The sequence below is a fragment of the Rossellomorea sp. YZS02 genome, from assembly GCF_033963925.1.
In the GTDB taxonomy this organism is placed as follows: domain Bacteria; phylum Bacillota; class Bacilli; order Bacillales; family Bacillaceae_B; genus Rossellomorea.
In genome coordinates, this window is record NZ_JAXBLY010000008.1 from 132784 (window position 1) to 154155 (window position 21372).

Below are 21372 nucleotides of genomic sequence, written 5' to 3' on the forward strand. Positions count from 1 at the left end.
ATAAAAAAAGATGAAGCTGATTGTTATGAGCTTCATCTTAAGCTATCATCTATTTTCTTTTATACACTTTGAATTCATAATCGTAAGGGTTTTTGTCATCTTTAATACCTTTTTCCGTAGAAATGCAATTGAATTCATTCCATGGGATGGGAGGCATGGTTGTATCCCCTTCAAATTCATGATGGATTTCAGTGACATAGAGTTTATCTACATGGGGAATGAACTGTTTATATATTTCCCTGCCACCCATAATGAAGATTTCGCCATCTCTTTCATCTGACCACTTTATGACTTCCTCTACAGAATGTAGAACCTGACACCCCTCGTGGACGAAATTTGTGTTTCTCGTCAGAATGACATTTTCACGATTTGGCAGGGGCTTACCGATGGACTCAAATGTTTTTCTCCCCATTACAATCCCATGTCCATTTGTCGTCCGTTTAAAGAACTTCAGATCCTCGGGCAGTCTCCATGGCAACGCATTATCTTTACCGATCAGTTGATTCTGATCCATTGCCCATATAAATGAAATCATACGCTCACGACTCCTTTGATGTGAGGGTGTGCATCATAACCTTCCAGCTTGAAGTCTTCAAAGCTGAATCCGAAAATGTCTTTCACTTCAGGATTGATTGTTAGGGTAGGCAATGCTTTAGGCTCCCTTGAAAGTTGTAACTTTACTTGATCAAGGTGATTCTGATAGATATGCACGTCTCCGAATGTATGAACGAACTCACCTGCTTCCAAATCACAAGCCTGAGCCACCATCATCGTTAATAGAGCATAAGAAGCAATATTAAATGGAACACCAAGGAACACATCTGCAGAGCGCTGATACAACTGGCAGGACAATTTCCCATCAGAAACGTAGAATTGGAACAGACAGTGACAAGGCGGTAAAGCCATATGGTCCACATCAGCTACATTCCACGCGCTGACGATCATTCGTCTTGAATCCGGATTATGCTTGATCGTTTCGATGAGATTTGAGATCTGGTCGATGGTTTCTCCATTCGCACCGGACCATGATCGCCATTGATGTCCGTATACAGGTCCAAGCTCCCCCTTTTCATCGGCCCACTCATTCCATATGCGTACACCGTTTTCCTGGAGATATGCTACATTCGTTTCTCCTTTTAAGAACCAGAGAAGTTCATGGATGATCGATTTCACATGCAATTTTTTCGTTGTAACGAGAGGGAATCCCTCCTGCAAATCGAATCGCATCTGGTAACCGAACGTACTGATTGTACCTGTACCCGTCCGGTCCTCCTTCTTTGTACCATTTTCCAGTACATGTTTGCACAAGTCTAAATACTGCTTCACCTTGACCACACCTTTTATAAGTTTATAATTCTTTAAAAAATTGATATGTTGCGGGTGCTTTTTCCTTTAGTAGATTCCTAGTTTCAGCATTCAAGTAATACATAGCGAATGTTTCTGCAAAATATTCTTCTTTGTATTGGGTGAAGTAGGGTTCATCCGGGAATAAAAGTGGTGCCTCCCTCTTCCATATGGGGAGGAATTCAAGTTTATAGGATAGATCTGATAAGACATAACGGTCTATACTGTGGGCAGTCTCATGAAGTTCCAAATTATATGAGTTGTGACCCCGCCCCTTCTCACTATGACCAATCTTGACCAATACAAGCTTGGAACCACCTATTCCGGGGACATCATCCCACGTAATACTTTTATTAGTGTACCCTCTGGGGGTCACTCCTTTCAAGTGACTTGTCGTAGAAAAATCGGTTAATTTGTTTTGGAACAGCCTTATTTTAATGTCTTTCGATTCTGCAGACTCCAACAATGGTGTCGGAATATGATCCAGTCTCTTGATCATATCAACCGCATCTTGTTTATCATAGGTTGATTCGGGTAAGAGAATCATATTTTCCAACTGCTTGCCTGATTGAAGATGTATATACGCTTTAAGAGGAGATTGTTTTAGGAGGGTACCGTTGTAATCGGCTTGTGTGTGGGTCCAGAGAATCAGAAGAGTGATTGGAATCAGTAGGATGATGAAGGTTCGTTTCACTATAATCCTCCCTTCCTGTAATAAATATCCCTCGTCATATTCATTACTATTTTACCATAATGATAGATGGGTTTATAGGAAAGGTTGTTTCCAGTATCCACACGGAGACATAAAAAAACAAGCACGTTCAACCACGTACTTGCTTTGTTCTGGAATAGGTCAGGAGACGCTCATCCATTGAGGAGGGGTATTTTTATCCCAATAAATGCTTCCCAGTTCATGGTGTGCCAGGAATTTGTCGTGCACTGTATGATAGTGAAAATTGAAATAATAACCATCCTTTGGAGGATGATCTTTTCTTACATGAAATCGAATGACATCTTCACCTGAGCGCTCGTCATATATATGAAAGATCTTTTCGGTTTTGGCATATTGAGGTACTTCTGATATGGTAAGTGACGTTAAGTCTTCTTCTGGAAATTGTGCTGCTGTATCCGCTATCGCTCTTTCGATATTCGGAAGGATCAATGATCTGAACTCATCTTCAATGATCGGCTTGATCTTTGTTCCAAACTTTTCATATGCATTTTTCTCAGCTTGATCAAGCATAGTCTCTATGAACTCATCATGGGTTAGGACCGATTCTTCTTCCCTTGCTTCCTCGGGGGTCGCTTCAATGGAAGAAGGCTTGCCATTATTTTTCGCAAGGGCATGATTTTCTTCGTTCAGAAATGGTTGTGTAGGAGATACAAGTCCAAATGTCAGAATGGATAGTAGTACAAAAAACGATTTTTTGAGCCAGATCGACATAGATAACGTCCTTTCCTATGTATTACGTCTATTATTATACTACTTCTTACGAATAAAAAGTGAAAAAGGTTTCATTTTTTTGTAGGATATAAAAATCTTTCTGTGGTAGTATATTAATGAGGATACTTTGTAAGGAGGATAACTAAATGGATACTGGAATTATGATCAATATCGGATACATACTTCTGTTAGGTTATTTTATTGTACTAGGGTTCACTGATTAATACTTATGAGATTAGACAGGCCATAGATGCCTGTCTATTTTATTAGGTCCTTTATAACCGGATTACTCCAAAATGAAATTTGGCTGAGGGTCTTTTCAACACTTCGAACCCCATCTCTTCAAAAAGTTGGGACTGATAGTGTTCTTTCAATATTACACGTTTTTTGGCCACTCTCTTTGCTTCTTCAATCCCCTCTGTTGTCACTCCAGTATAACTTGCCCATCGCCTGATGGGGTTGATGCCTTGGGAGTCGGTCAACGCCTCCTCGAACATAGGATCCATATACACGACATCGAAAGCGTCATCTGGCATCTTCTTTAATTCTTCCTGAAATGGTCCGTTGAGGACGTCAATCCGATTCATCGCCCTATTCAGTTCCTGAAGAGGAGAAATCCATTCCTTCAGCCCATGAACAAGTATATGAGAAATATACTTATTGGCTTCAATGCCGGTTACTTTCCCCGATTGCCCTACAACATGACTGGCGATGATACTGTCTGAAGCAAGACCCAGTGTACAGTCCAGGAAGCTCATTCCTTCTTTCAATCCGGCCGCTTCAACGAGGGGGTCTACCTCTCCCCTTAATAGCCTTTTGATTCGGAAGGAGGCTGAATTAGGGTGAAAAAAGAATGGTTCGACATCCCCTTCCCTCGTATGCAGCTCCAACCGCTCTTTGCCGATGACGAGGCAATCCTGGCCGGTGTTCTCCATATGATAGCGGATCGATCTTTTTTTCCTGGGTACATAAGGAACGGAAAGAGTATCCGCTGCCTGCTGCGCTTTTTCTATGACGATCTGATTTGCTCTTCCACAAGTCGTGACAAACACTTGGTGATTCTCCTTTTATCAAACATTTTTTCATTTCCTTCACTACCACTATAAAGGAGCGGGCGAAAGAGTCACCCGCTCCTAATTAAACGATTCATTTAGCAGTGTTCGTTAAATGCAGTTACCAGATTCGAAATGATAGAGGAAATATCGTGGTCTTCGATTTCTTCCCTCGGAATGAAGTGAGCGACTTTGTTTCCTTTAAGTACGGCCATGGACGGTGAAGAAGGCTCATACCCCTCGAAATATTCCCTCATCTTGGCAGTCGCTTCTTTATCCTGACCGGCGAATACCGTGACAAGATGATCCGGGGTTTTATCATTATTCATGACAGATTGAGTTGCAGCTGGTCTTGCAAGTCCTGCTGCACATCCACACACAGAGTTAACGACAACCAGGGTCGTACCTTCTGCTTTCTCCATAAAGTTCGTAACTTCTTCTTCAGTGCCAAGCTCCTTGAAGCCCGCTTGTGTCAGTTCCTGCCTCATTGGCGTAACCAACTGTCTCATATATTCTTCATATGCCATAGACATGCATCATCATTCCTTTCCTTTTTATTGGTTGCGTGCTTCGGTCATTTGCTTCCAAACAGACCCTTTTGCTTCTTCGCCGCCTTCGATTCGTTCAATCGCCATTTTAACCTGAAGCTTCACTTCAAATTCAGGATCATTTTCCGCCTCTTTTAATCCGGTGAGTGCAGATTCATCCCCGACCTCGTATAGGAACATGGCCGCACGCCACCTAACCAGTTTACTCTTATCTTTCAAGGCTTGAATCATTTCCGGAATGGCATCCGGAAACCCTAAATCGGATAGACAATCTCCAGCTGTTCTTCTCACAGTTACCGACTTATCATGCAGTCCCTTATACAATAAGGGAAGGACTTTTACATCTTCTATCATTCCCAAGTACACCACAGCCAATCGGCGGATGGAGACTTTCTCATCCTCAAGTGCTTTCTCTAATAAAGGCAAGTCAGCCAAAGTCGGATCCTCCATGGAATCAAGCTTTTGATACCTTGTTTGCCAGTCAGGTGCTGTAAAGTCCGACACGCTCACCTTTTGCTTTCTCTTATAAATGATCGGTCCCTTTGAGTCGGTCGTCTCCTGTGCCTCACTGACTAATGCTGCCAGCCGTTCTGAAGGGTACGCCGCAACAAGTTCTTCCGTCACATTATGACCGATCTCATCTAAATCACCATACCTGATGCCATAATCCATCCACTTCCGAAGAAGGACAACATTATCCCCCTCTTTTTGTACATCTTTGATTGCTTCAAGGAATGGGGCTGGAAGTGAAAAGCGCTTCTCTTGTTCCCCGTCAGTCACTTTGACTTGCATCGGGACCCCTTTGAACATTTGCACGCTGACATTCACTTCACCAAAATGTTCTTCCATAGGAGATTCATTTTCCTGCTTTCCAGCATCTTCACCGAAGGCTACCCTTACCTTTGGCAGAAGCTCTTGCCAATCAAATTTAGCGTTTCTTTCAACGGCTAAGAAATCCGCAACATGGTAGACTCCCTTTATACCGTCAATGGATAGAATATCTTTAATGACGGGAGGAGCTCCCTCAGCTTCATCTTTTTTATAATTATTGCTCTTCCCGGCCTTCAGCTCCTGATCAAGAAGAACTTTCATCGTATTAGGACTTGGAGTCGGTTCAATCGATAATATCTTCAAGCTTTTTACCCCTTTCAATTAACAATTCATATACTGTTCATTCTAACACAGTATGTCTGATGCCTTAAATGAAGAGCCCTATTCGGCAAATTCAGAGAGATACGTCCAACGTTCAATGAGCTTTTCCAATTCCTCATTTAGCCTCTCACTCTCGTTCATCAACTCTTGTGCCCGTTCGAAGTTGCTGCCGACACTTTGTAACTCTGAATTTGCTTCTTCAATCCTTTGTTCAATATCAGCCATCTTATCGTCGATTTCATCCCACTCTCTTTTCTCCATATAAGAAAGTCGTTTTTTCTCTTTTTCCTTCACTTCTTTCACAGGTATGGACTCCGCCTTCTTTTCTGTTTCCTGCTTCTTACTTTTCAGTTCATTTTTTTCAAGATATTCCGTGTATTCTCCGTAGTATAAATCGATCTCCGCTTCCCCGTTGAAAACCAGCAATTGTTCTGCCGTTTTATCTAAAAAATATCGATCATGGGAAACGGTCATCACTACTCCGGAAAATTCATTGATATAATCTTCCAGAACTGTGAGGGTTTCTGTATCTAAATCGTTCGTAGGTTCATCAAGTAAAAGTACGTTGGGTTTTGACATTAAAAGCTTCAGCAAAAAGAGCCTTCTTTTCTCTCCGCCGGAAAGCTTTCGAATCAACGTCCCATGAGAGCTCATGGGGAACAGGAACCTCTCTAGCATCGATGTAACGGAAATCTGTTCTCCCTTATCCGTTGTAATATACTCTCCTGCTTCCCTTATATACTCAATCATACGCATATTCTCATCAAGTTCTTCATGACTTTGAGTATAGTAGGCAATCTTAACGGTTTGCCCTTTTACTAACTCGCCATCTGTAAGCTCATCGGTGCCTGCAAGGATATTAAGGAACGTAGATTTCCCGCTTCCGTTTTTCCCTACTATCCCGATTCGGTCTTTTGGCTTGATCAGAAAAGAGAAGTTATTTAGAATCTGCTTGTCTTCAAACCGCTTTGTTGCACTCTTAAACTCGTAGACCTGTTTTCCTAAACGATTACCACCGATCGACATCTCAACCTGCCCGTTGGATGGTCCGGAAGTCATCGTATCCTCCAGGTGTTCAAATCGTTGGATACGGGCCTTTTGTTTAGTGGTGCGGGCTTTTGCTCCCCTTCTCATCCAGGCAAGCTCTCTTCGATATAGATTCTGTTGTTTTTCAGATAATTGTCGCTCGGCCTCTTCCCTTGAGGCTTTGGCTTCGATGAATGAAGCGTAATTCCCTTTATAGGAATACAGACGGCCTCCATCCAATTCGAAAATTCGATTCGTGACTTTATCAAGGAAATAACGATCATGGGTTACGACTATGACAGATCCATTATACTTACCTAAATAGTCCTCAAGCCATTTGATGGATTGATAATCCAGATGGTTGGTAGGTTCGTCCAAGATTAATAAATCAGGAGTCTCTATGAGAACACCAGCAAGTGCCACTCTCTTCTTTTGGCCACCGGATAATTCTTTCATTTTCTTACCGAAATCATGAATGCCGAGTTTGGTTAAAATGGCTTTAGCATTTGCACTTGCATCCCATGCGTTAAGGACATCCATTTGTTTCTGGGCTTCGAATAATCCTTCTTGCACCCTGGGATTTTCGGGATTTTTCTCCATATCCATAAGCGCCATTTCATAGTTCCTCATAGCTCCAATGACCTTGGCTTCACCCCGGAAAACTTGCTGCAGCACGGTTAATTCACCGTCAAAGGCAGGTTCCTGTTGAAGGTAAGAAATATGGTAGTCGTTAGGCATTGTAAGTTCCCCGGTATCATATTCTTCCATGCCGGCAATCAGTTTCAATAAACTCGATTTACCCGTACCGTTCACCCCGATCAGTCCGACTCTTTCCTTTTCTGTAATAGAAAACGATATATCTTTGAACAGAGTTTTCTCTCCATAGGTTTTAGAAAGATTCTCAGCTGTAAACATTCTCATTCTTGACCAGTCCATTCTCTATTAAATTGCTCCAGAAACCGCAGCAAGAAATCATGGCGTTCTTCAGCCAATGCCTTCCCTGTTTCTGTGCACATCAAGTCTTTCAACTTCAATAATTTTTCATAAAAATGATGGATGCTCGAACTATCCCCATTTCTGTATTCTTCGATGCTCATGTTCGTTCTTTCCTCGACATCAGGATTATAGATTGATCTTCCTTTTCTGCCTCCATATGCAAAAGTTCTGGCGATACCTATGGCACCAAGTGCATCCAGGCGATCAGCATCCCTTACAATTTTTGCTTCTATGGAAGTCAGCTCGGCTTCATGGCCACCTTTATATGAGATGGAATAAATAATCGATTTCAGTTGTGATTTCTCGCTTTCAGTAAGTGATAGGCGTGATAGGATATGATCGAGCTTTTTCTTACCTTCCATTTCTTCTACGAATTTCTCGTCAGGCACATCGTGAAGCAATGATGCCAGTTCAATGATATATGTACAGGAAACCTGCTCTTCCCTGGCAATTCTTAGTGCCTGTTTCCTCACTCGATCCAAATGGTACCAATCGTGTCCCGTTGCCTCACCAAGGTACTCATGTTTTAAATATTCTATTATAAGGTCCAGCTCTTTTCGATCCATATTTCCACCCTTTCTTCCATTGTACCAAAGATGTATTATAATCAGAATAAAAAGGAGTGGATGCCTGATTCTTCACATCACTCCTTTTTCAATTCAGATCATTCGTTTTCCGCGAGCCAGCTTATCCCTATCGTGTTTTCACCAGCATGTACCCCAATCACTGCCCCGAGTGGGTATGCACCAAATTCAATTCCTGGATACTTGGCTTGCAGTTCTTCCATCCACTCCGTTGCCTCTTCACGATTCAACCCATGTAATACGGATACTTTCCGAACGTCTTTCTCTGCAAGAGCCATCTCCAAACGTTGACTCATACTGGAAAGACCTTTCTTTATGCTTCTTACTTTGTCTTTTACGTTAAGTTTTCCATCTTCAACGGAAAGCATCGGTTTTACTTTCAGTACGCTTCCCAGGAAGAATGAGAGACCGCCCATCCGCCCACTTTTATGAAGCTGTTCAAGACTTCCCACCATCACGAAGGTTTCACAAGTGGTGATCCTTTCTTCAATGGCTTCCTGGATCTGATGCGGTTCCTTTCCTTCCCTATGTAACCGTTGACCAAAATGAATCAATTCTGTTAAAGGATTGGAGAGGATTTTCGAATCAATACAAATAATATTTGGGATCGTGCCCTTTAATAATTCCGCTGCCTGGTGGGCAGAGGAGAAGGTTCCGCTGAAATGGGATGAAACATGGATGGAAAAGATATAATCATAGTCCGCTGATAATTGTTCATATAGTTCCTTAAATGTTCCGATTGAAGGCTGGGAGGTTTTAACCTCCACCTTCGAATCTCTTAGTTTTGCAAACAAGTCCTCGGGTGACAGGTCTATTCCGTCCTGATACTCCCTCTCCCCAAAGATGATGCTCATTGGTACCACAAAGATGTCATGTTCTCCGCTGTCAGGAACATAAGCAGTGCTATCCGTTACCCAGGCTATCCTCATTATTAAAAATCCCCTTTTCTATATTTATATGAACTCTTTTCCCCTCTAGAAGTCCTTTCGGTCAAGCTGTTTCAGCGTGTCAACAGAGAATGATATCATCTGTAGAACATCATCGACCATTTCCTCTGTTATCACCCGGTCAAAGGTTAATACCCCCTCGTATGTAGTGGGGGTATTAGAGGAAGTCACTTCTTTCCATTCCCAATGTTTGTCTTTCCCCCAAACTTCCATGAGGTGCTGTCGATTATGATGAATTATCTCCTCACCTTTGTAAACGACTTGGATATCCGCACCTGCTGTGTTCTTTTTTGTCATCTGATGCCTTTCTGCAAGAAAATGTCCCATATCAGCCCTCAAATGAAACTCTATAACACATGATTTCTTAAATGGTAAGGAATAGTGGATCTGATAGCATCGTTCATATCGTGCGAAATCAAACAAATCCTTGCGATCCACTATTTGAACTTCACCTGTCAGATCAAGATCATATACTGCCCCTTCAAACACTACCTTTAAGTTATCAAAAGCTGTCGGGTCAAACATATTTTCCTCTCCTTTCTCTTACCTATCGTTAGAATAGACCGATTGCCCGTCCTTCATCATCTACATCCATTCCATAGGCTGCCGGTTTCTTTGGCAGCCCCGGCATTGTCATCACTTCCCCTGTCAGTGCCACGATGAATCCTGCTCCGATTTTCGGCTTCAGTTCCCGTATCGTAATGGTGAAACCCTCAGGTCGTCCAACTTTTGCCGGATCATCAGAAAGGGAATACTGGGTTTTAGCCATACAGATAGGAAGTACGCCCCAGCCGTGGCCTTCAAACTCTTCCAGCTGCTTTTTCGCTTTGACGGAATAGTCTACACCGCTAGCACCATATACCTTTTTCGCAATGGTATCAATTTTAGATTGAAGAGAATCAGACAGCTCATAAAGGGGGGTGAACTCACCCTTATTTCTTTCTATTTCATGTAATACCTTCTGTGCTAAATCGATTCCACCCTCACCACCTTTAGCCCAGACATCGGTCAGTGAAACCTCAACTTCCTGGTTTTCACACCAGTTGATCAGGGTGTCGATTTCCAACTCGCTGTCTGTCACAAACCGGTTGACAGCAACGACAAACGGAACATTGAAATGTGTCAAAGTTTCCATATGCTTTTGTAAATTAGATAAACCTTTTTGGAGAGCTTCTAAATCTTCTGATTGAAGTTCTCCTTTAGGTTGCCCCCCGTGCATTTTCAAAGCGCGGATGGTCGCAACAAGAACAATGGCATCAGGAGCTATGTCTGCAGCCCTGGATTTGATGTTCAGGAATTTTTCCGCTCCCAAGTCTGCACCGAACCCTGATTCAGTCACTACATAATCGGCCAACTTCATAGCAGTCTTCGTAGCGATGATGCTGTTGCATCCGTGGGCAATATTTGCAAAAGGTCCCCCGTGAATAAGGGCAGGCGAATGCTCGATCGTCTGTACGAGATTGGGCTTCAATGCATCCTTCAACAATAATGTTAATGCGCCTTCGACTCCAAGGTCCTCCACGGATATAGGTTGTTTTGAAGTGTTATAGGCAACCACCATCTGACCCAGTCTTCTTCTTAATTCTCCGAGACTCTCCGATAAACACAGTACGGCCATTATCTCAGACGCTACAGAGATATCAAATCCGTCTTCCCTTGGAACCCCTTGAACAGGGCCGCCCAATCCAATAATGATTTGACGAAGAGCACGATCATTCATATCGACGGCCCGTTTCCAAACCACTCTTCTTTGATCGATGTTCAATTCATTTCCTTGATGAATATGATTGTCCACTAACGCAGCCAGTGCATTGTTTGCTGTGGAAATGGCATGTATGTCCCCAGTGAAGTGCAGGTTAATATCCTCCATTGGAAGCACTTGTGAATAACCACCACCTGTTGCGCCGCCTTTGATCCCCATTGTCGGGCCCAGGGAAGGTTCCCTCATGGCAATGATGGTATTCTTATTTAGTTGGTTTAGCGCATCCCCCAGCCCCACTGTCACCGTAGACTTCCCTTCACCCGCAGGCGTTGGATTGATTGATGTGACAAGGATTAATTTTCCTTCGGAATGGTCTTTCAGCTTATGTATCGCTTCAAAGGAAATTTTCCCTTTGTATTTGCCATAAAGCTCAATGTCATCTTCTCCAAGCCTAACTTTCTTTGCGATGTCCAGGATGGGCTTGATCGTGGATCCTTGAGCTATCTCGATATCTGTTTTCACTTTTTTCTTCGTGGTTGTCACGTTCTTTCACCCTCTGATTCTTATATTTAGCGTTATCGGAATACCCGGCGCAGCTAGTTAATTTTTACAAAAAAGCATGTTTAACCACAAACACTCTTTACAATCTGTTTGTAATCTAATAGTATAATGTTTCTTTATTTTACACTAATTCTTCTGCTCTAATCTCACCACTATTTTGCCTTTGATTGGGGGAATACAATTGAGACACGAGAAGCCCATTCTCATATTGACTGCACATTTTGGAGAAGGACATATCCAAACAGCCGAAACCCTTGCTGATACGTTTAGAAAACAAGGGAATCGCGTGTACATCTGTGACTTATATGGAGAAGCCTACCCTGCTATTCAAACACATAATGACTTCCTGGAGAACTTATGGCGTTGTTTATACGATAAAAATATCAGAAATTCATTGTCCAGCAAAGTATATTCTCCCTATTATGAGCACACTCACACTTTCATCATAGATGATATCCTTCAGCATGATCGTAAGAATGAGTATTCATTGGAAAGGGGGATGTGAGATGGAAACATCTACTCACATCTTTTTCGGAATCGGCATTGCGTCAGTAGCCTCCTGCGATCCAGCATTACTATCTCAACGTGTCTATTTATCTTATTTTTCGCTTTTACCTCCACTCCTTTATATACCATCAACTATCTACACACTTCCTTGAAGCAAAGAGAATTAAAATCATCCCAAACAATTTGACCTTATTAAAACGGAGATGGCTCATGAATTGAATAAATAATAAAAAAATAATCGATCCAAACTAATTTGGATCGATCTTAACCTTATTTTTGAAACATAAACAATGTTGTAAATGTCAATGCCTGCTTCAATTCATTTGAAAGAGTATCTGCCAATGAAGGTTTCACCATTTTCTTGTAGATCCAGTCTTCACTTATTTTCTTCCACCCTTTGTCATGTGCCAGTTTCTCCAATTCCCATGGCATCATCGTATTACAAATCACTTCTTCACCATGGAGACGGGGATATGCATTTTCCCTCGGGTGAGCTGTGGGACCCAAGATGCCAATACAGATATAACCATCATTGGAAACCACCCGTTCAATCTCATTCAGTGTATGCAAAGGATTCTCCGTCCATTCTACTGAATTAATCGCCATCACCGCATCAAATTGCCCATCCTGAAATGGAAGTGAACGCAAATCTCCTTGTACGAATGACAGGTTTTCCCTTGCCTGTTTACTCGCAATTTCAATCATGTTTATCGAGAAATCCATCCCTGTCACTACGTACCCTTTTTCATAAAGAAGAAAGGAACCATATCCGTCCCCACAACCTAAATCCGCAACCGTTTGAACATCACAAGTATGCTTATGGAAAAAGGGGATGACAGCTTTTCTGCTTCCTTCTGTCCACATGTCTACACTCTTTGAATGCCATTGATCAGCATTATCTTCCCATCTGGTCTTGGCACTAGCATGCCATTCTGAACTTTTCATATGTACACCTCAACATTTTTTCTATACTGTTCTATATTCTCATTACATCCTGCTGAGTCCTTCTTTTTATCAAGATTTTTTGTGATTTTCAATGTGATAGATAATATTATTATGTAAACCTCATTTGGTTCTGCAAGATACAGCTTATGCTTTTCTTCTGATTTGTTCATACTAACTCTATATACAGAATGTGAAGGGTGATATCTTATGGATGGAATTACAAAGGTCCAACGAAACTTTCATGGGGACATAATCAGTTTCCAAACTACTTCCGGCAGGATCATTTCCTATCGAAAAGCAGTATTGGAAGCTTCTGAAGGGTTACTGCACGGCGTTACACTCCATGAAAATGAATGGGGTGAAGCGGAATTGACAAGTATGTCAGTTGATGACGGTAGTTTTAATGACTACCCCACCATTTTTTAATCCTTCTTCATCAAAAAAAGGCCTTTCACATGTGAAAGGCCTTTAGCATGTCTCTGGAGATATCAGGTAGTGAACATGTACGCTACTCACTTCTGTTTTGGATTGTACGCAGGTCTGCTAACCGGTTTTCTTCTTCTTCAAAAAATTGGACAAGATCTCCGATGCGGTCAATAGAATCCCAACTCAAGTGGTGTTCGATCCCTTCAACATCTTCATAAATATGCTCTTCTTTTACTCCAATTACACGAAGGAATTGTTCCAATAGTTCATGTCTGTATACTAAACGTTTTCCCACTTTGCTTCCTTTTGGAGTCAGAACCAGTCCCCGGTATTTCTCATAAATGAGGTAATCATCTTTATCTAACTTCTGCACCATTTTGGTAACTGAGGAGGGGTGGACAGATAAAGCTTCTGCAATATCCGATACTCTGGCATAACCTTTGTTCTCAATTAACATATAAATCTGTTCTATATAATCTTCCATACTTGGTGTAGGCATTCTGTACCCTCCAAATTCCCATAAATATCATTAAAAGTTTACTATAACTACAGAATGAATACAACCCAAGCACTTTAAATTACTCCTCCATCAATCGTGTATTCAGGAACCTGGAAATCAACCCGTATTTTGGCGATAACATCCATACGATGAAAAAAACAAGTCCGGCGGCCACTGCCATTGCACCTGAAATGGACACATCGAACATCTTTGCCCCGTAATATCCGATGATGCTATCAAAGACTCCAATGCCCCCGCTTAAAAGAAGCATTACTTTATAACGGTCAGTAAGTAAATATGCAGTAGCTCCAGGGGCAATGAGCATCGCTACCACGAGAATCGCACCTACACTATCAAATGCCGATACGGTCGTAACGGATACCAGACCCATTAATATATAATGAACCGCAAGTACCGGGATACCGATAGCCGCTGCCATACTTGGATCAAAAGAAGTTAATTTAAACTCTTTAAACAGAAGGAAAATGATGAGAATATCCAATAGCAACACAGATCCCAGCATTACAACTGATTTAGGAATGTCCCCAAGTATTGGCAATGACAAGGTATTCCAAGGGACGAATGCAATTTCACCCATTAAGGCATGCTCCACATCCAAATGAACATTCTTAGCAAACAATGAAATGAGGATGACCCCTACAGCGAACAGGGAAGTAAACACTACACCTATTGCAGCATCCTCCTGGATACCGCTGGAATTCAATAACTGAACCATAAAGGTAGTCAACAATCCAGCCACTGCTGCACCGATCAACATATAAAATCCATTCATACTTTGGCTGACAATGAAGGCCATAACCAATCCTAGGAGCACGGTATGGCTGATTGCATCTGCTAACATAGACATCTTTCTCAGGATTAAGAAGCATCCTACGATTCCACAGGATAAACCTACTAAACTACCAGTCAGAAGAATCCATAATTCATAACTCATATTCTTGCCCCTCCTCTTCTCCTTGACATCTTTACGTTTAAGAAAGGATATTGCCTATAAATATCGGACATTTTCATTTGCAGCTTTGTGAGTTGTTCTCTTGATAATGCCTCTTTTTCTTCCTTTTCAATCCACTGGATATCAAGTGATCCCAACTCACTCGGGTACATTTCTTTCAGTTCCATGATTTCATCAAAAAAGCTGAATTGCTCTGCTTTCATTTGCCCTGATTTTGTAATCGTCACTATTCCATCCTTTTCATTCAGGTAACCTTGTTTCATTAAATGCTTCAATACCCGATTAAATCTTAAGTTAGAAATATTGCTTTGTTGAAATAAATGATCTACATCTATCGTTTGCTTACCGTATTCATACATCTTTTTCAGTAGAAAACGCATAGCCAATCGATCATCATTCTTCACTCTTTTCAATATAATCGATATTAATCCGCGCTTCGGAGAGAACAGTATGGATGTGATGAAAATAACTGTAGCCGTCAAGACAATGAATGGGCCGGTAGATAAACCTTTACCAAGAGTACTGATCAGCGTTCCGACTGCCCCAGATAAGCCTCCGACAATTCCGGAAATAAAGACCATTGTCGACAATGAATTCGTCCAGTATCTTGCTGATATGGCAGGAGTGATCAGCATAGCCGCCATCAGGATGACACCCACTGCCTGAATTCCGATGACAACCGTAATAACTAATAAGGAAACAAAAAGAAAATTCAAGAAACCTACAGGAAGCCCGATTCCCCTCGCGAATTGAGGATCAAAGGTACTTACCTTAAATTCTTTGAATAAAAGGGACGTAATAATGATTAAAGCCGTTGCCGTTAACCCCATAAGCTGAACATCTCTCCCCACAAGGGAAGCTGCCTGCCCAAAGATGAAATCATCCAAACCGCTTTGGTTACCAGTAGGCATTTGAGCAACTTTTGTTAAAAGGACGATCCCTAATCCAAAGAATACAGATAATACTAAACAAATAGCCGTGTCTTCCTTGATTCTCGTTGTGTTTGTAATGAGTTGTATCGTGTAAGCTGCAAGAAGACCCGTGGCGGCAGCACCAATCAATAGTACAAAGAAATTTTTCTCCCCCATGAACATAAATGCAAAACAGATTCCCGGCAATGCTGCATGGGCGACCGCATCCCCTATTAAGCTTTGTTTCCTTAGTAAAGCAAAACTACCTAAAACTCCGCTCGCAATTCCCAGTAACAATGTACTCAATAATACCCATTGTGTATTTCCGTCCGTTAAAATCGATTGCCATAAATGATTCATCATTTTCACCTCTTTCTATGGATGAATCAGCATTTTATCCTTTTCCAGGAAAGATAGTTTCCCTCCATAGGTTAGTTGTAAATTCTCTACACTAAACACATCTTTTGTTGGACCATAGGCTATCGTTTTTCTATTCAGTAACAGCGTCCAATCGAAATACTCTGTAACAGTTTGTAAATCATGATGAACAACCAGTACAGTCTTTCCTTGTTCCTTTAATTCATTCAATAACGAAATGATTGCTTTTTCCGTTGCAGCGTCCACTCCTACAAATGGTTCATCCATGAAATACACTTCCGCTTCCTGAGCCAGTGCCCTCGCAAGAAAAACCCTTTGCTGCTGCCCTCCTGATAGCTGACTGATTTGTCTTGATGCAAATTGAGTCATTCCTACCTTATCGAGACACTCCATTGCAAATTGAACATCTTTTTTTGATGGTCTCTTGAACCATCCTAAATGACCATATCTTCCCATTAATACGACATCCAATGCATTTGTAGGGAAATCCCAATCTACAGATCCACGCTGGGGAACGTACCCAACTACTTTGCTTTTAGGAGAATAGGCTTTTTCAAAGATTTTGATATCACCGGAGGAGCGGGGAATCAACCCCAGAATGGCTTTAATTAATGTCGATTTCCCTGCACCATTAGGACCGACAATTCCGATTAACTTACCCTTTGGAACAGAAAACTCTACGTCCATCAAAACCGGTTTTCTATGATACGCAACGGTTAGCCCCTTAATATCAACTGAATTCATGGTATCGCCTCCTAAGACTTACTTTAGTCCCTTTACAATCGTATCAACGTTATGCTTATACATACCAATGTACGTTCCTTCTTCTGTTCCTTCTTTCCCCATAGCATCTGAGAATAATTCCCCGCCTTTTTCAACTTCATGACCTTTATCCTCTGCCCCTGCTATAACGGCGTTGATCGATTTTTCAGAGATACTTGATTCTACAAACACAGCTTTAATGTTTCTGTCTACCAATGTATTTACAAGAGACTGCACGTCTGCTAAACCATATTCAGCATCTGTACTCAGACCTTGTAATCCCATAACTTGAAGATCGTATTTTGCTCCGAAGTAATTAAATGCATCGTGAGCTGTTACAAGAACTCTTTGTTCTTTTGGAATCTTTGACATTTCTTCCGTAGCATATGCTTTCAGTTCATCTAATTCCGCAAAGTACGTTTCAGTATTTCGAATGTAGTCTTCTTTGTTTTCAGGATCTTTCTCGATCAATCCGTCCCGCACTTGCTCTAATGCAATTTTCCATAAATCAATATCGAACCACACATGTGGGTCAGTTGCCGTATTATCTGCCTGATCTTTACGCAGTTTATCTTTAGGTATGCTATCAGCGATGGCATAAGTTGGTTTTTCTTTATTCATTTTTTCAAATACCTCAAGCATTTTCCCTTCTAAATGGAGACCGCTGTAGAAAATAATATCTGCTTCCTGAAGCTTACCAATATCCGACTGTTTAGCTTTGTATAGGTGAGGATCCACCCCGGGTCCCATTAAACTTTGAACCTCTACATGTTCTCCTCCAATATTTTTAACCGCATCCCCTATTTGCCCAATTGTTGTCGTAACGACTATTTTATCGTTTTTAGTACCCGAGGTGGTTGCTCCACAGCCTGATAGGATGAGGCCTGTCGCTAAAATAATGATCATCCCGGTAAGAGCCATTAATCTTATTTTCATGTTTAATCTCCTCTCTAACCCATAAGTTTTTTGTTTTCTAATACATCTACCTTATTCTTGAAACTTGTATATGTTCACTTTTTTTTGAATAAGGAATTTATTTTATGTATGACTATAAAAGTTTCCTTAATGCAAATTTTATTTCCTCACTCAAAAATTGTCAACACATATTAACCAAATTGGTTAAACGTTTCCGTGAAAAAAGAGGAAATGTTGACTCGAAAATCGTCATATTGTATAGTAAAGACATCATTGAAATGGACGGTTTTCATGCTTATTTTTAAGCATTGGGATCATTCATTTCGTGAAAACTATTTTCCATAGGCACAACTGTGCTTGAACGATTTAGGAGGATTCTAACATGCAAAATGGTAAAGTAAAATGGTTCAATAATGAAAAAGGTTTTGGATTCATCGAAGTTGAAGGTGGAGATGATGTATTCGTTCACTTCTCAGCGATTCAAGGTGAAGGGTTCAAATCATTAGAAGAAGGTCAAGAAGTTTCTTTTGAAGTTGTTGAAGGAAACCGCGGACCACAGGCAGCAAACGTAGTTAAATCATAATTGTACAAAACAATAGATCAAACATAAAAGGCAGCCATTCCTGGCTGCCTTTTATGTTTGATGCGAATCGTTCCTCTTCAATCGTGCTCCGTACTGTCGGATTTGTTCGCCAATGGTGCATTGTTCTATACAAAAGCGATGAGCATAAGTTTTGCCGTACTCCTTGCGAAAATGCGCTTTAAGTAAGCAATCGTTACAGTAGGTGTCAACGAGCTCATCCACTCTATCCACCACTTCTTTTCGATTCATGAAATCACTCCTAGATTTATAACAATGTTCGTTTTATTAATAGAGTATATAATACCCGGTGAAATTATTCTAACCGTTTGTTACTGTGTACGTTTGTTCCCTGTAATGCCTGGTTGGCGAGCTTGTCGGCTTCTTTATTGTCTTTCCTGCCCAGGATGACGAGCTCTGGCTTCAGTCTTAGCTTATGGATACGTGCTTCGATTCGGTCGAGCCACCTATTTAAGCCTTCTTCGTAGCATGGCCATTCTCCCTCCACCTGTTTCATCACCACCTGGGAATCACCCTTGATTGTACAAGGAACATTTTTTACACCGATTTCTTCAAGGAGGCCAAGGGCAATATGTAATGCTGCGTATTCTGCTTCATTATTATTTTCAATTCCTTCGAGAAGTTCATTTTTCCTGATTCTAAATGATTCCCCGCCCTTATCATAATAGATGACAATTCCGGCACCAGCATTCGACGTTTCCTTGTCATATCCGCCGTCAAAGAACAGAACAATATTTTCAGGTTCTTTCTCCAACTCCTGATTCAATTTCATGAATTCCTTCCTACTCCATGAATTCCCCATTTCATCAATGATTTCAAGATCAAGTACTCTTCCTGTTTTCATAAGGTCATCAATATGAATCAACGTTTCTTTTCGTGGAAAATAATCGGATTCAAACCATATATCAGAAACCGTTTTACTTTTGTATTTATATTTGATCTTCATATCCATTGTCATTCACTCCGTTTTCTCCATTTTATTGTTCAAAATCATTTTTCTTTGTATAATGAGGACTATTGTTTCATTTATGGTTAGGAGGATTTTTTATGTTTAATATATGGTTTGGATTTATTTTCGTACTAGTTACGTTCTCATGTTTACTGCTCATGTATAGAATGTTTGGACGGACCGGACTCTTTGTTTGGATCGGGATTTCCACCATTCTTGCAAACCTGCAGGTCGTTAAGACAATCGAAATCTTCGGAATGACAGCGACATTAGGAAATGCCATGTATGGTACCGCATTTTTAGTGACGGATATCCTGAATGAAAAGTACGGGAAGAAAGATGCCCAAAAAGCAGTATGGCTCGGATTCTTCACTCTTATCGTTATGACTATTATTATGCAACTGGTGCTGCAATTTCAACCACACCCTGAGGACTTCGCACAGGAATCCCTGGCGACGATTTTTGGCATTATCCCACGAATCGCCCTTGGAAGCCTGGCTGCTTACCTGGTCAGTCAGTTAACAGATGTATACATTTTCTCATATTTAAAGGAGAAATTCCCTACAGACGCACAGTTTTGGATTCGTAACAATGGGAGTACGATGGTGAGTCAACTATTGGATACACTTGTCTTTACAAGCATTGCTTTCCTCGGAGAATATCCAATGGATATTTGGTTTGAAATATTTATTACAACCTATCTCCTCAAATGGGTCATTTCCCTCATGGATACCCCTTTTGGCTACATGGCTAAACGATTTCCCAAGAATACGAACTAGAAGGGAATATGCTACTATATATTATAAATATATTGTTTGATGAGGTGAATAATGGTGATTGAAGTGAATGTTGATGGGGCAAGTGCCGGGAACCCCGGTCCAAGTGGCGCAGGAATCATGATCAAGAACAACGGATTAGTCGAAAAACATTCGATCCCTTTAGGAATGATGGATAATCACGAAGCTGAATTCACTGCATGCAGGATGGCACTTGAATTCTGTTTAGAGAAGCAGGCGGATATCGTGTGGCTGCGCAGCGATTCACAAGCTGTGGTTCAGGCGATTGAGAAGGAATTTGTCCGCAACAGTCAATATAAACCATTACTTGAAGAAATTTTGGGACTCACGAAGCAAATGAACCTTTTCTTTGTCAAATGGGTACCAAGTAAAGAAAATAAAGCAGCGGATGAACTTGCCCGAAAAGCCATCCATCTGAATTAAAGGGATTCTTTTGAAGTAAAATAGGAAATACAATGATTGTCCCTTAATTCCTTTAAGCTATCACGAAAACCACCGAAAAGGAGCTCCTTTTCGGTGGTCTTTTTTTACGTTCATCAAATTACTCCCTATGCCAACCCCTGCAGCTCCATCCATCTTAATGCTTCCTTTCTGGAAGAGATCTGTTGGGAGTGAAGTCTTTCCAATATGGACATATAGAAGCTGCTGTCAAATTGTTTCTGTGCTTTCAATGTGATTTCAATTGCGCTATTGACCAGTTCATCTGGGGCGTCAGTGTACTTTTTGCCAAAATAGATGAAGCCGATCGCGTCTTCTTGAAATTTGAATCCTTTGTTTTCCAAATCTATGAGAAAATCTTCTGTTGTCTTTTCCACGTTTCTCCTCACCTTATCACCACTTTGTCTTCTCTTATCTTACAGAAAATTTTTTCTTTTGCCTATCCTTTTTGGAAAACAAGAAGGCAATGAAGCCAAGTAGGGACCCGAGTATTGCTCCTCCCACCACTTCCTGGGGCTGATGTCCGAGCATTTCCTTCAGTCTCTTCGGTTTTTTCTCTTCGAATTCCACGGTTTCCTTTTCATGCGCTTTCCGGACGAGCTCATCCAGGCTATTTACTTTAAGGGTCAATTCACCGGTTTGCCGGCGGATCCCCTGGGCATCGTACATGACTATCAGACCGAATATGAAAGAAAGAGCGAAGTCGACCGTTCTAACTCCTCTCTTCAACGCAATGAATGTCGTCAAAGATGACACTCCGGCACTATGGGAACTCGGCATTCCTCCGGTCTGAAAAAACAGCTCAGGCTTCCATTCCTTCTTTTTCCAAAAGTGTAGTGGGATTTTTAATCCCTGGGCAATGGCTATACTGATCAATGCGGTTACAATTCCTTTATTCACCCTCACACCTCCCTT

27 protein-coding genes are annotated in these 21372 nt (G+C 41.3%); 5 read left to right on the forward strand and 22 right to left on the reverse strand.

Going from position 1 to position 21372, the window contains the following annotated elements; genetic code table 11:
- Positions 1-49: 49 nt before the first annotated feature.
- From SLH55_RS10125 to SLH55_RS10180, 12 genes are all read right to left on the reverse strand, one after another.
- The gene (locus SLH55_RS10125) at positions 50-535 is read right to left on the reverse strand and encodes a dihydrofolate reductase (protein WP_219168262.1); all 486 of its coding nucleotides are present in this window, start codon (positions 533-535) and stop codon (positions 50-52) included.
- Positions 532-1326: a thymidylate synthase gene (locus SLH55_RS10130; protein WP_219168263.1), complete on the reverse strand. Its 795-nt coding sequence runs from the start codon at positions 1324-1326 to the stop codon at positions 532-534. Before SLH55_RS10130 ends, SLH55_RS10125 begins: the two co-directional genes overlap by 4 nt.
- A 22-nt stretch (positions 1327-1348) precedes the next feature.
- Complete coding sequence (locus SLH55_RS10135) at positions 1349-2038, reverse strand: anthrax toxin lethal factor-related metalloendopeptidase (RefSeq protein WP_320323337.1); 690 nt, start codon at positions 2036-2038, stop codon at positions 1349-1351.
- Between the two features lie 159 nt (positions 2039-2197).
- Positions 2198-2788, reverse strand: a complete 591-nt coding sequence (locus SLH55_RS10140; protein ID WP_320323338.1) for a YpjP family protein — start codon at positions 2786-2788, stop codon at positions 2198-2200.
- A 275-nt stretch (positions 2789-3063) separates the two neighbouring features.
- Positions 3064-3840, reverse strand: coding sequence for a class I SAM-dependent methyltransferase (locus SLH55_RS10145; RefSeq protein ID WP_226675198.1), 777 nt, complete (start codon positions 3838-3840; stop codon positions 3064-3066).
- Between the two features lie 98 nt (positions 3841-3938).
- Positions 3939-4373 (reverse strand): BrxA/BrxB family bacilliredoxin, encoded by a 435-nt coding sequence (locus SLH55_RS10150; protein ID WP_219168267.1) that lies wholly within the window; start codon positions 4371-4373, stop codon positions 3939-3941.
- Between the two features lie 21 nt (positions 4374-4394).
- A complete protein-coding gene (locus tag SLH55_RS10155) occupies positions 4395-5522 on the reverse strand; it encodes a conserved virulence factor C family protein (RefSeq protein WP_219168268.1) in 1128 nt (375 codons plus the stop codon).
- A gap of 78 nt (positions 5523-5600) precedes the next feature.
- Positions 5601-7487, reverse strand: a complete 1887-nt coding sequence (locus SLH55_RS10160) for an ABC-F family ATP-binding cassette domain-containing protein (RefSeq protein ID WP_219168269.1) — start codon at positions 7485-7487, stop codon at positions 5601-5603.
- Positions 7484-8128, reverse strand: a complete 645-nt coding sequence (locus SLH55_RS10165) for an HD domain-containing protein (protein ID WP_219168270.1) — start codon at positions 8126-8128, stop codon at positions 7484-7486. Before SLH55_RS10165 ends, SLH55_RS10160 begins: the two co-directional genes overlap by 4 nt.
- Positions 8129-8226: 98 nt before the next feature.
- A complete protein-coding gene (locus SLH55_RS10170) occupies positions 8227-9075 on the reverse strand; it encodes a DegV family protein (protein ID WP_320323339.1) in 849 nt (282 codons plus the stop codon).
- Positions 9076-9120: 45 nt separating this feature from the next.
- Complete coding sequence (locus SLH55_RS10175; protein ID WP_219168271.1) at positions 9121-9618, reverse strand: hypothetical protein; 498 nt, start codon at positions 9616-9618, stop codon at positions 9121-9123.
- Positions 9619-9646: 28 nt separating this feature from the next.
- Positions 9647-11338 (reverse strand): formate--tetrahydrofolate ligase, encoded by a 1692-nt coding sequence (locus SLH55_RS10180; protein ID WP_320323340.1) that lies wholly within the window; start codon positions 11336-11338, stop codon positions 9647-9649.
- 199 nt (positions 11339-11537) lie between these two features.
- Between SLH55_RS10180 and SLH55_RS10185 the strand changes: the two genes are divergently transcribed.
- Positions 11538-11861 (forward strand): hypothetical protein, encoded by a 324-nt coding sequence (locus SLH55_RS10185; RefSeq protein WP_219168272.1) that lies wholly within the window; start codon positions 11538-11540, stop codon positions 11859-11861.
- Between the two features lie 272 nt (positions 11862-12133).
- Here SLH55_RS10185 and SLH55_RS10190 read toward each other — a convergent pair whose 3' ends face one another.
- Entirely contained in the window at positions 12134-12808 is a 675-nt protein-coding gene (locus tag SLH55_RS10190) for a class I SAM-dependent methyltransferase (RefSeq protein ID WP_219168273.1), read from the reverse strand.
- Positions 12809-13015: 207 nt separating this feature from the next.
- Between SLH55_RS10190 and SLH55_RS10195 the strand changes: the two genes are divergently transcribed.
- Positions 13016-13234, forward strand: coding sequence for a DUF3892 domain-containing protein (locus SLH55_RS10195; RefSeq protein WP_219168274.1), 219 nt, complete (start codon positions 13016-13018; stop codon positions 13232-13234).
- A gap of 82 nt (positions 13235-13316) precedes the next feature.
- Here SLH55_RS10195 and mntR read toward each other — a convergent pair whose 3' ends face one another.
- The 5 genes from mntR to SLH55_RS10220 all read right to left on the reverse strand — a co-directional run bounded on the left by mntR (position 13317) and on the right by SLH55_RS10220 (position 17693).
- Complete coding sequence (gene mntR, locus SLH55_RS10200; protein WP_219168275.1) at positions 13317-13733, reverse strand: transcriptional regulator MntR; 417 nt, start codon at positions 13731-13733, stop codon at positions 13317-13319.
- 79 nt (positions 13734-13812) lie between these two features.
- Positions 13813-14688, reverse strand: coding sequence for a metal ABC transporter permease (locus SLH55_RS10205; RefSeq protein WP_219168276.1), 876 nt, complete (start codon positions 14686-14688; stop codon positions 13813-13815).
- Positions 14685-15977 (reverse strand): metal ABC transporter permease, encoded by a 1293-nt coding sequence (locus SLH55_RS10210; RefSeq protein ID WP_219168611.1) that lies wholly within the window; start codon positions 15975-15977, stop codon positions 14685-14687. The genes SLH55_RS10205 and SLH55_RS10210 overlap by 4 nt, the downstream gene beginning before the upstream one ends.
- A gap of 15 nt (positions 15978-15992) precedes the next feature.
- A complete protein-coding gene (locus SLH55_RS10215) occupies positions 15993-16739 on the reverse strand; it encodes a metal ABC transporter ATP-binding protein (RefSeq protein ID WP_226675229.1) in 747 nt (248 codons plus the stop codon).
- A gap of 18 nt (positions 16740-16757) precedes the next feature.
- Positions 16758-17693: a metal ABC transporter solute-binding protein, Zn/Mn family gene (locus SLH55_RS10220; RefSeq protein ID WP_320323341.1), complete on the reverse strand. Its 936-nt coding sequence runs from the start codon at positions 17691-17693 to the stop codon at positions 16758-16760.
- Between the two features lie 361 nt (positions 17694-18054).
- Here SLH55_RS10220 and cspD point away from each other — a divergent pair, with 361 nt between their 5' ends.
- Positions 18055-18255 carry a cold-shock protein CspD gene (gene cspD / locus SLH55_RS10225; protein ID WP_219168279.1) on the forward strand — a complete coding sequence of 67 codons (201 nt, stop codon included), beginning with the start codon at positions 18055-18057 and terminating at the stop codon, positions 18253-18255.
- 51 nt (positions 18256-18306) lie between these two features.
- Here the strand turns inward: cspD and SLH55_RS10230 are convergent, their stop codons facing one another.
- Positions 18307-18504 (reverse strand): zinc-finger domain-containing protein, encoded by a 198-nt coding sequence (locus SLH55_RS10230; protein WP_219168280.1) that lies wholly within the window; start codon positions 18502-18504, stop codon positions 18307-18309.
- A gap of 64 nt (positions 18505-18568) precedes the next feature.
- Entirely contained in the window at positions 18569-19225 is a 657-nt protein-coding gene (locus SLH55_RS10235) for a reverse transcriptase-like protein (protein WP_219168281.1), read from the reverse strand.
- A gap of 95 nt (positions 19226-19320) precedes the next feature.
- Between SLH55_RS10235 and SLH55_RS10240 the strand changes: the two genes are divergently transcribed.
- Together SLH55_RS10240 and SLH55_RS10245 are read left to right on the forward strand one after the other, a co-directional pair.
- Positions 19321-20001 carry a queuosine precursor transporter gene (locus SLH55_RS10240; protein ID WP_320323342.1) on the forward strand — a complete coding sequence of 227 codons (681 nt, stop codon included), beginning with the start codon at positions 19321-19323 and terminating at the stop codon, positions 19999-20001.
- A gap of 54 nt (positions 20002-20055) precedes the next feature.
- Complete coding sequence (locus tag SLH55_RS10245; protein ID WP_219168612.1) at positions 20056-20442, forward strand: reverse transcriptase-like protein; 387 nt, start codon at positions 20056-20058, stop codon at positions 20440-20442.
- Positions 20443-20567: 125 nt separating this feature from the next.
- Here the strand turns inward: SLH55_RS10245 and SLH55_RS10250 are convergent, their stop codons facing one another.
- Together SLH55_RS10250 and SLH55_RS10255 are read right to left on the reverse strand one after the other, a co-directional pair.
- The gene (locus tag SLH55_RS10250; protein WP_320323343.1) at positions 20568-20834 is read right to left on the reverse strand and encodes a DUF6123 family protein; all 267 of its coding nucleotides are present in this window, start codon (positions 20832-20834) and stop codon (positions 20568-20570) included.
- Between the two features lie 34 nt (positions 20835-20868).
- A complete protein-coding gene (locus tag SLH55_RS10255; protein WP_320323344.1) occupies positions 20869-21357 on the reverse strand; it encodes a divergent PAP2 family protein in 489 nt (162 codons plus the stop codon).
- Positions 21358-21372: the final 15 nt, after the last annotated feature.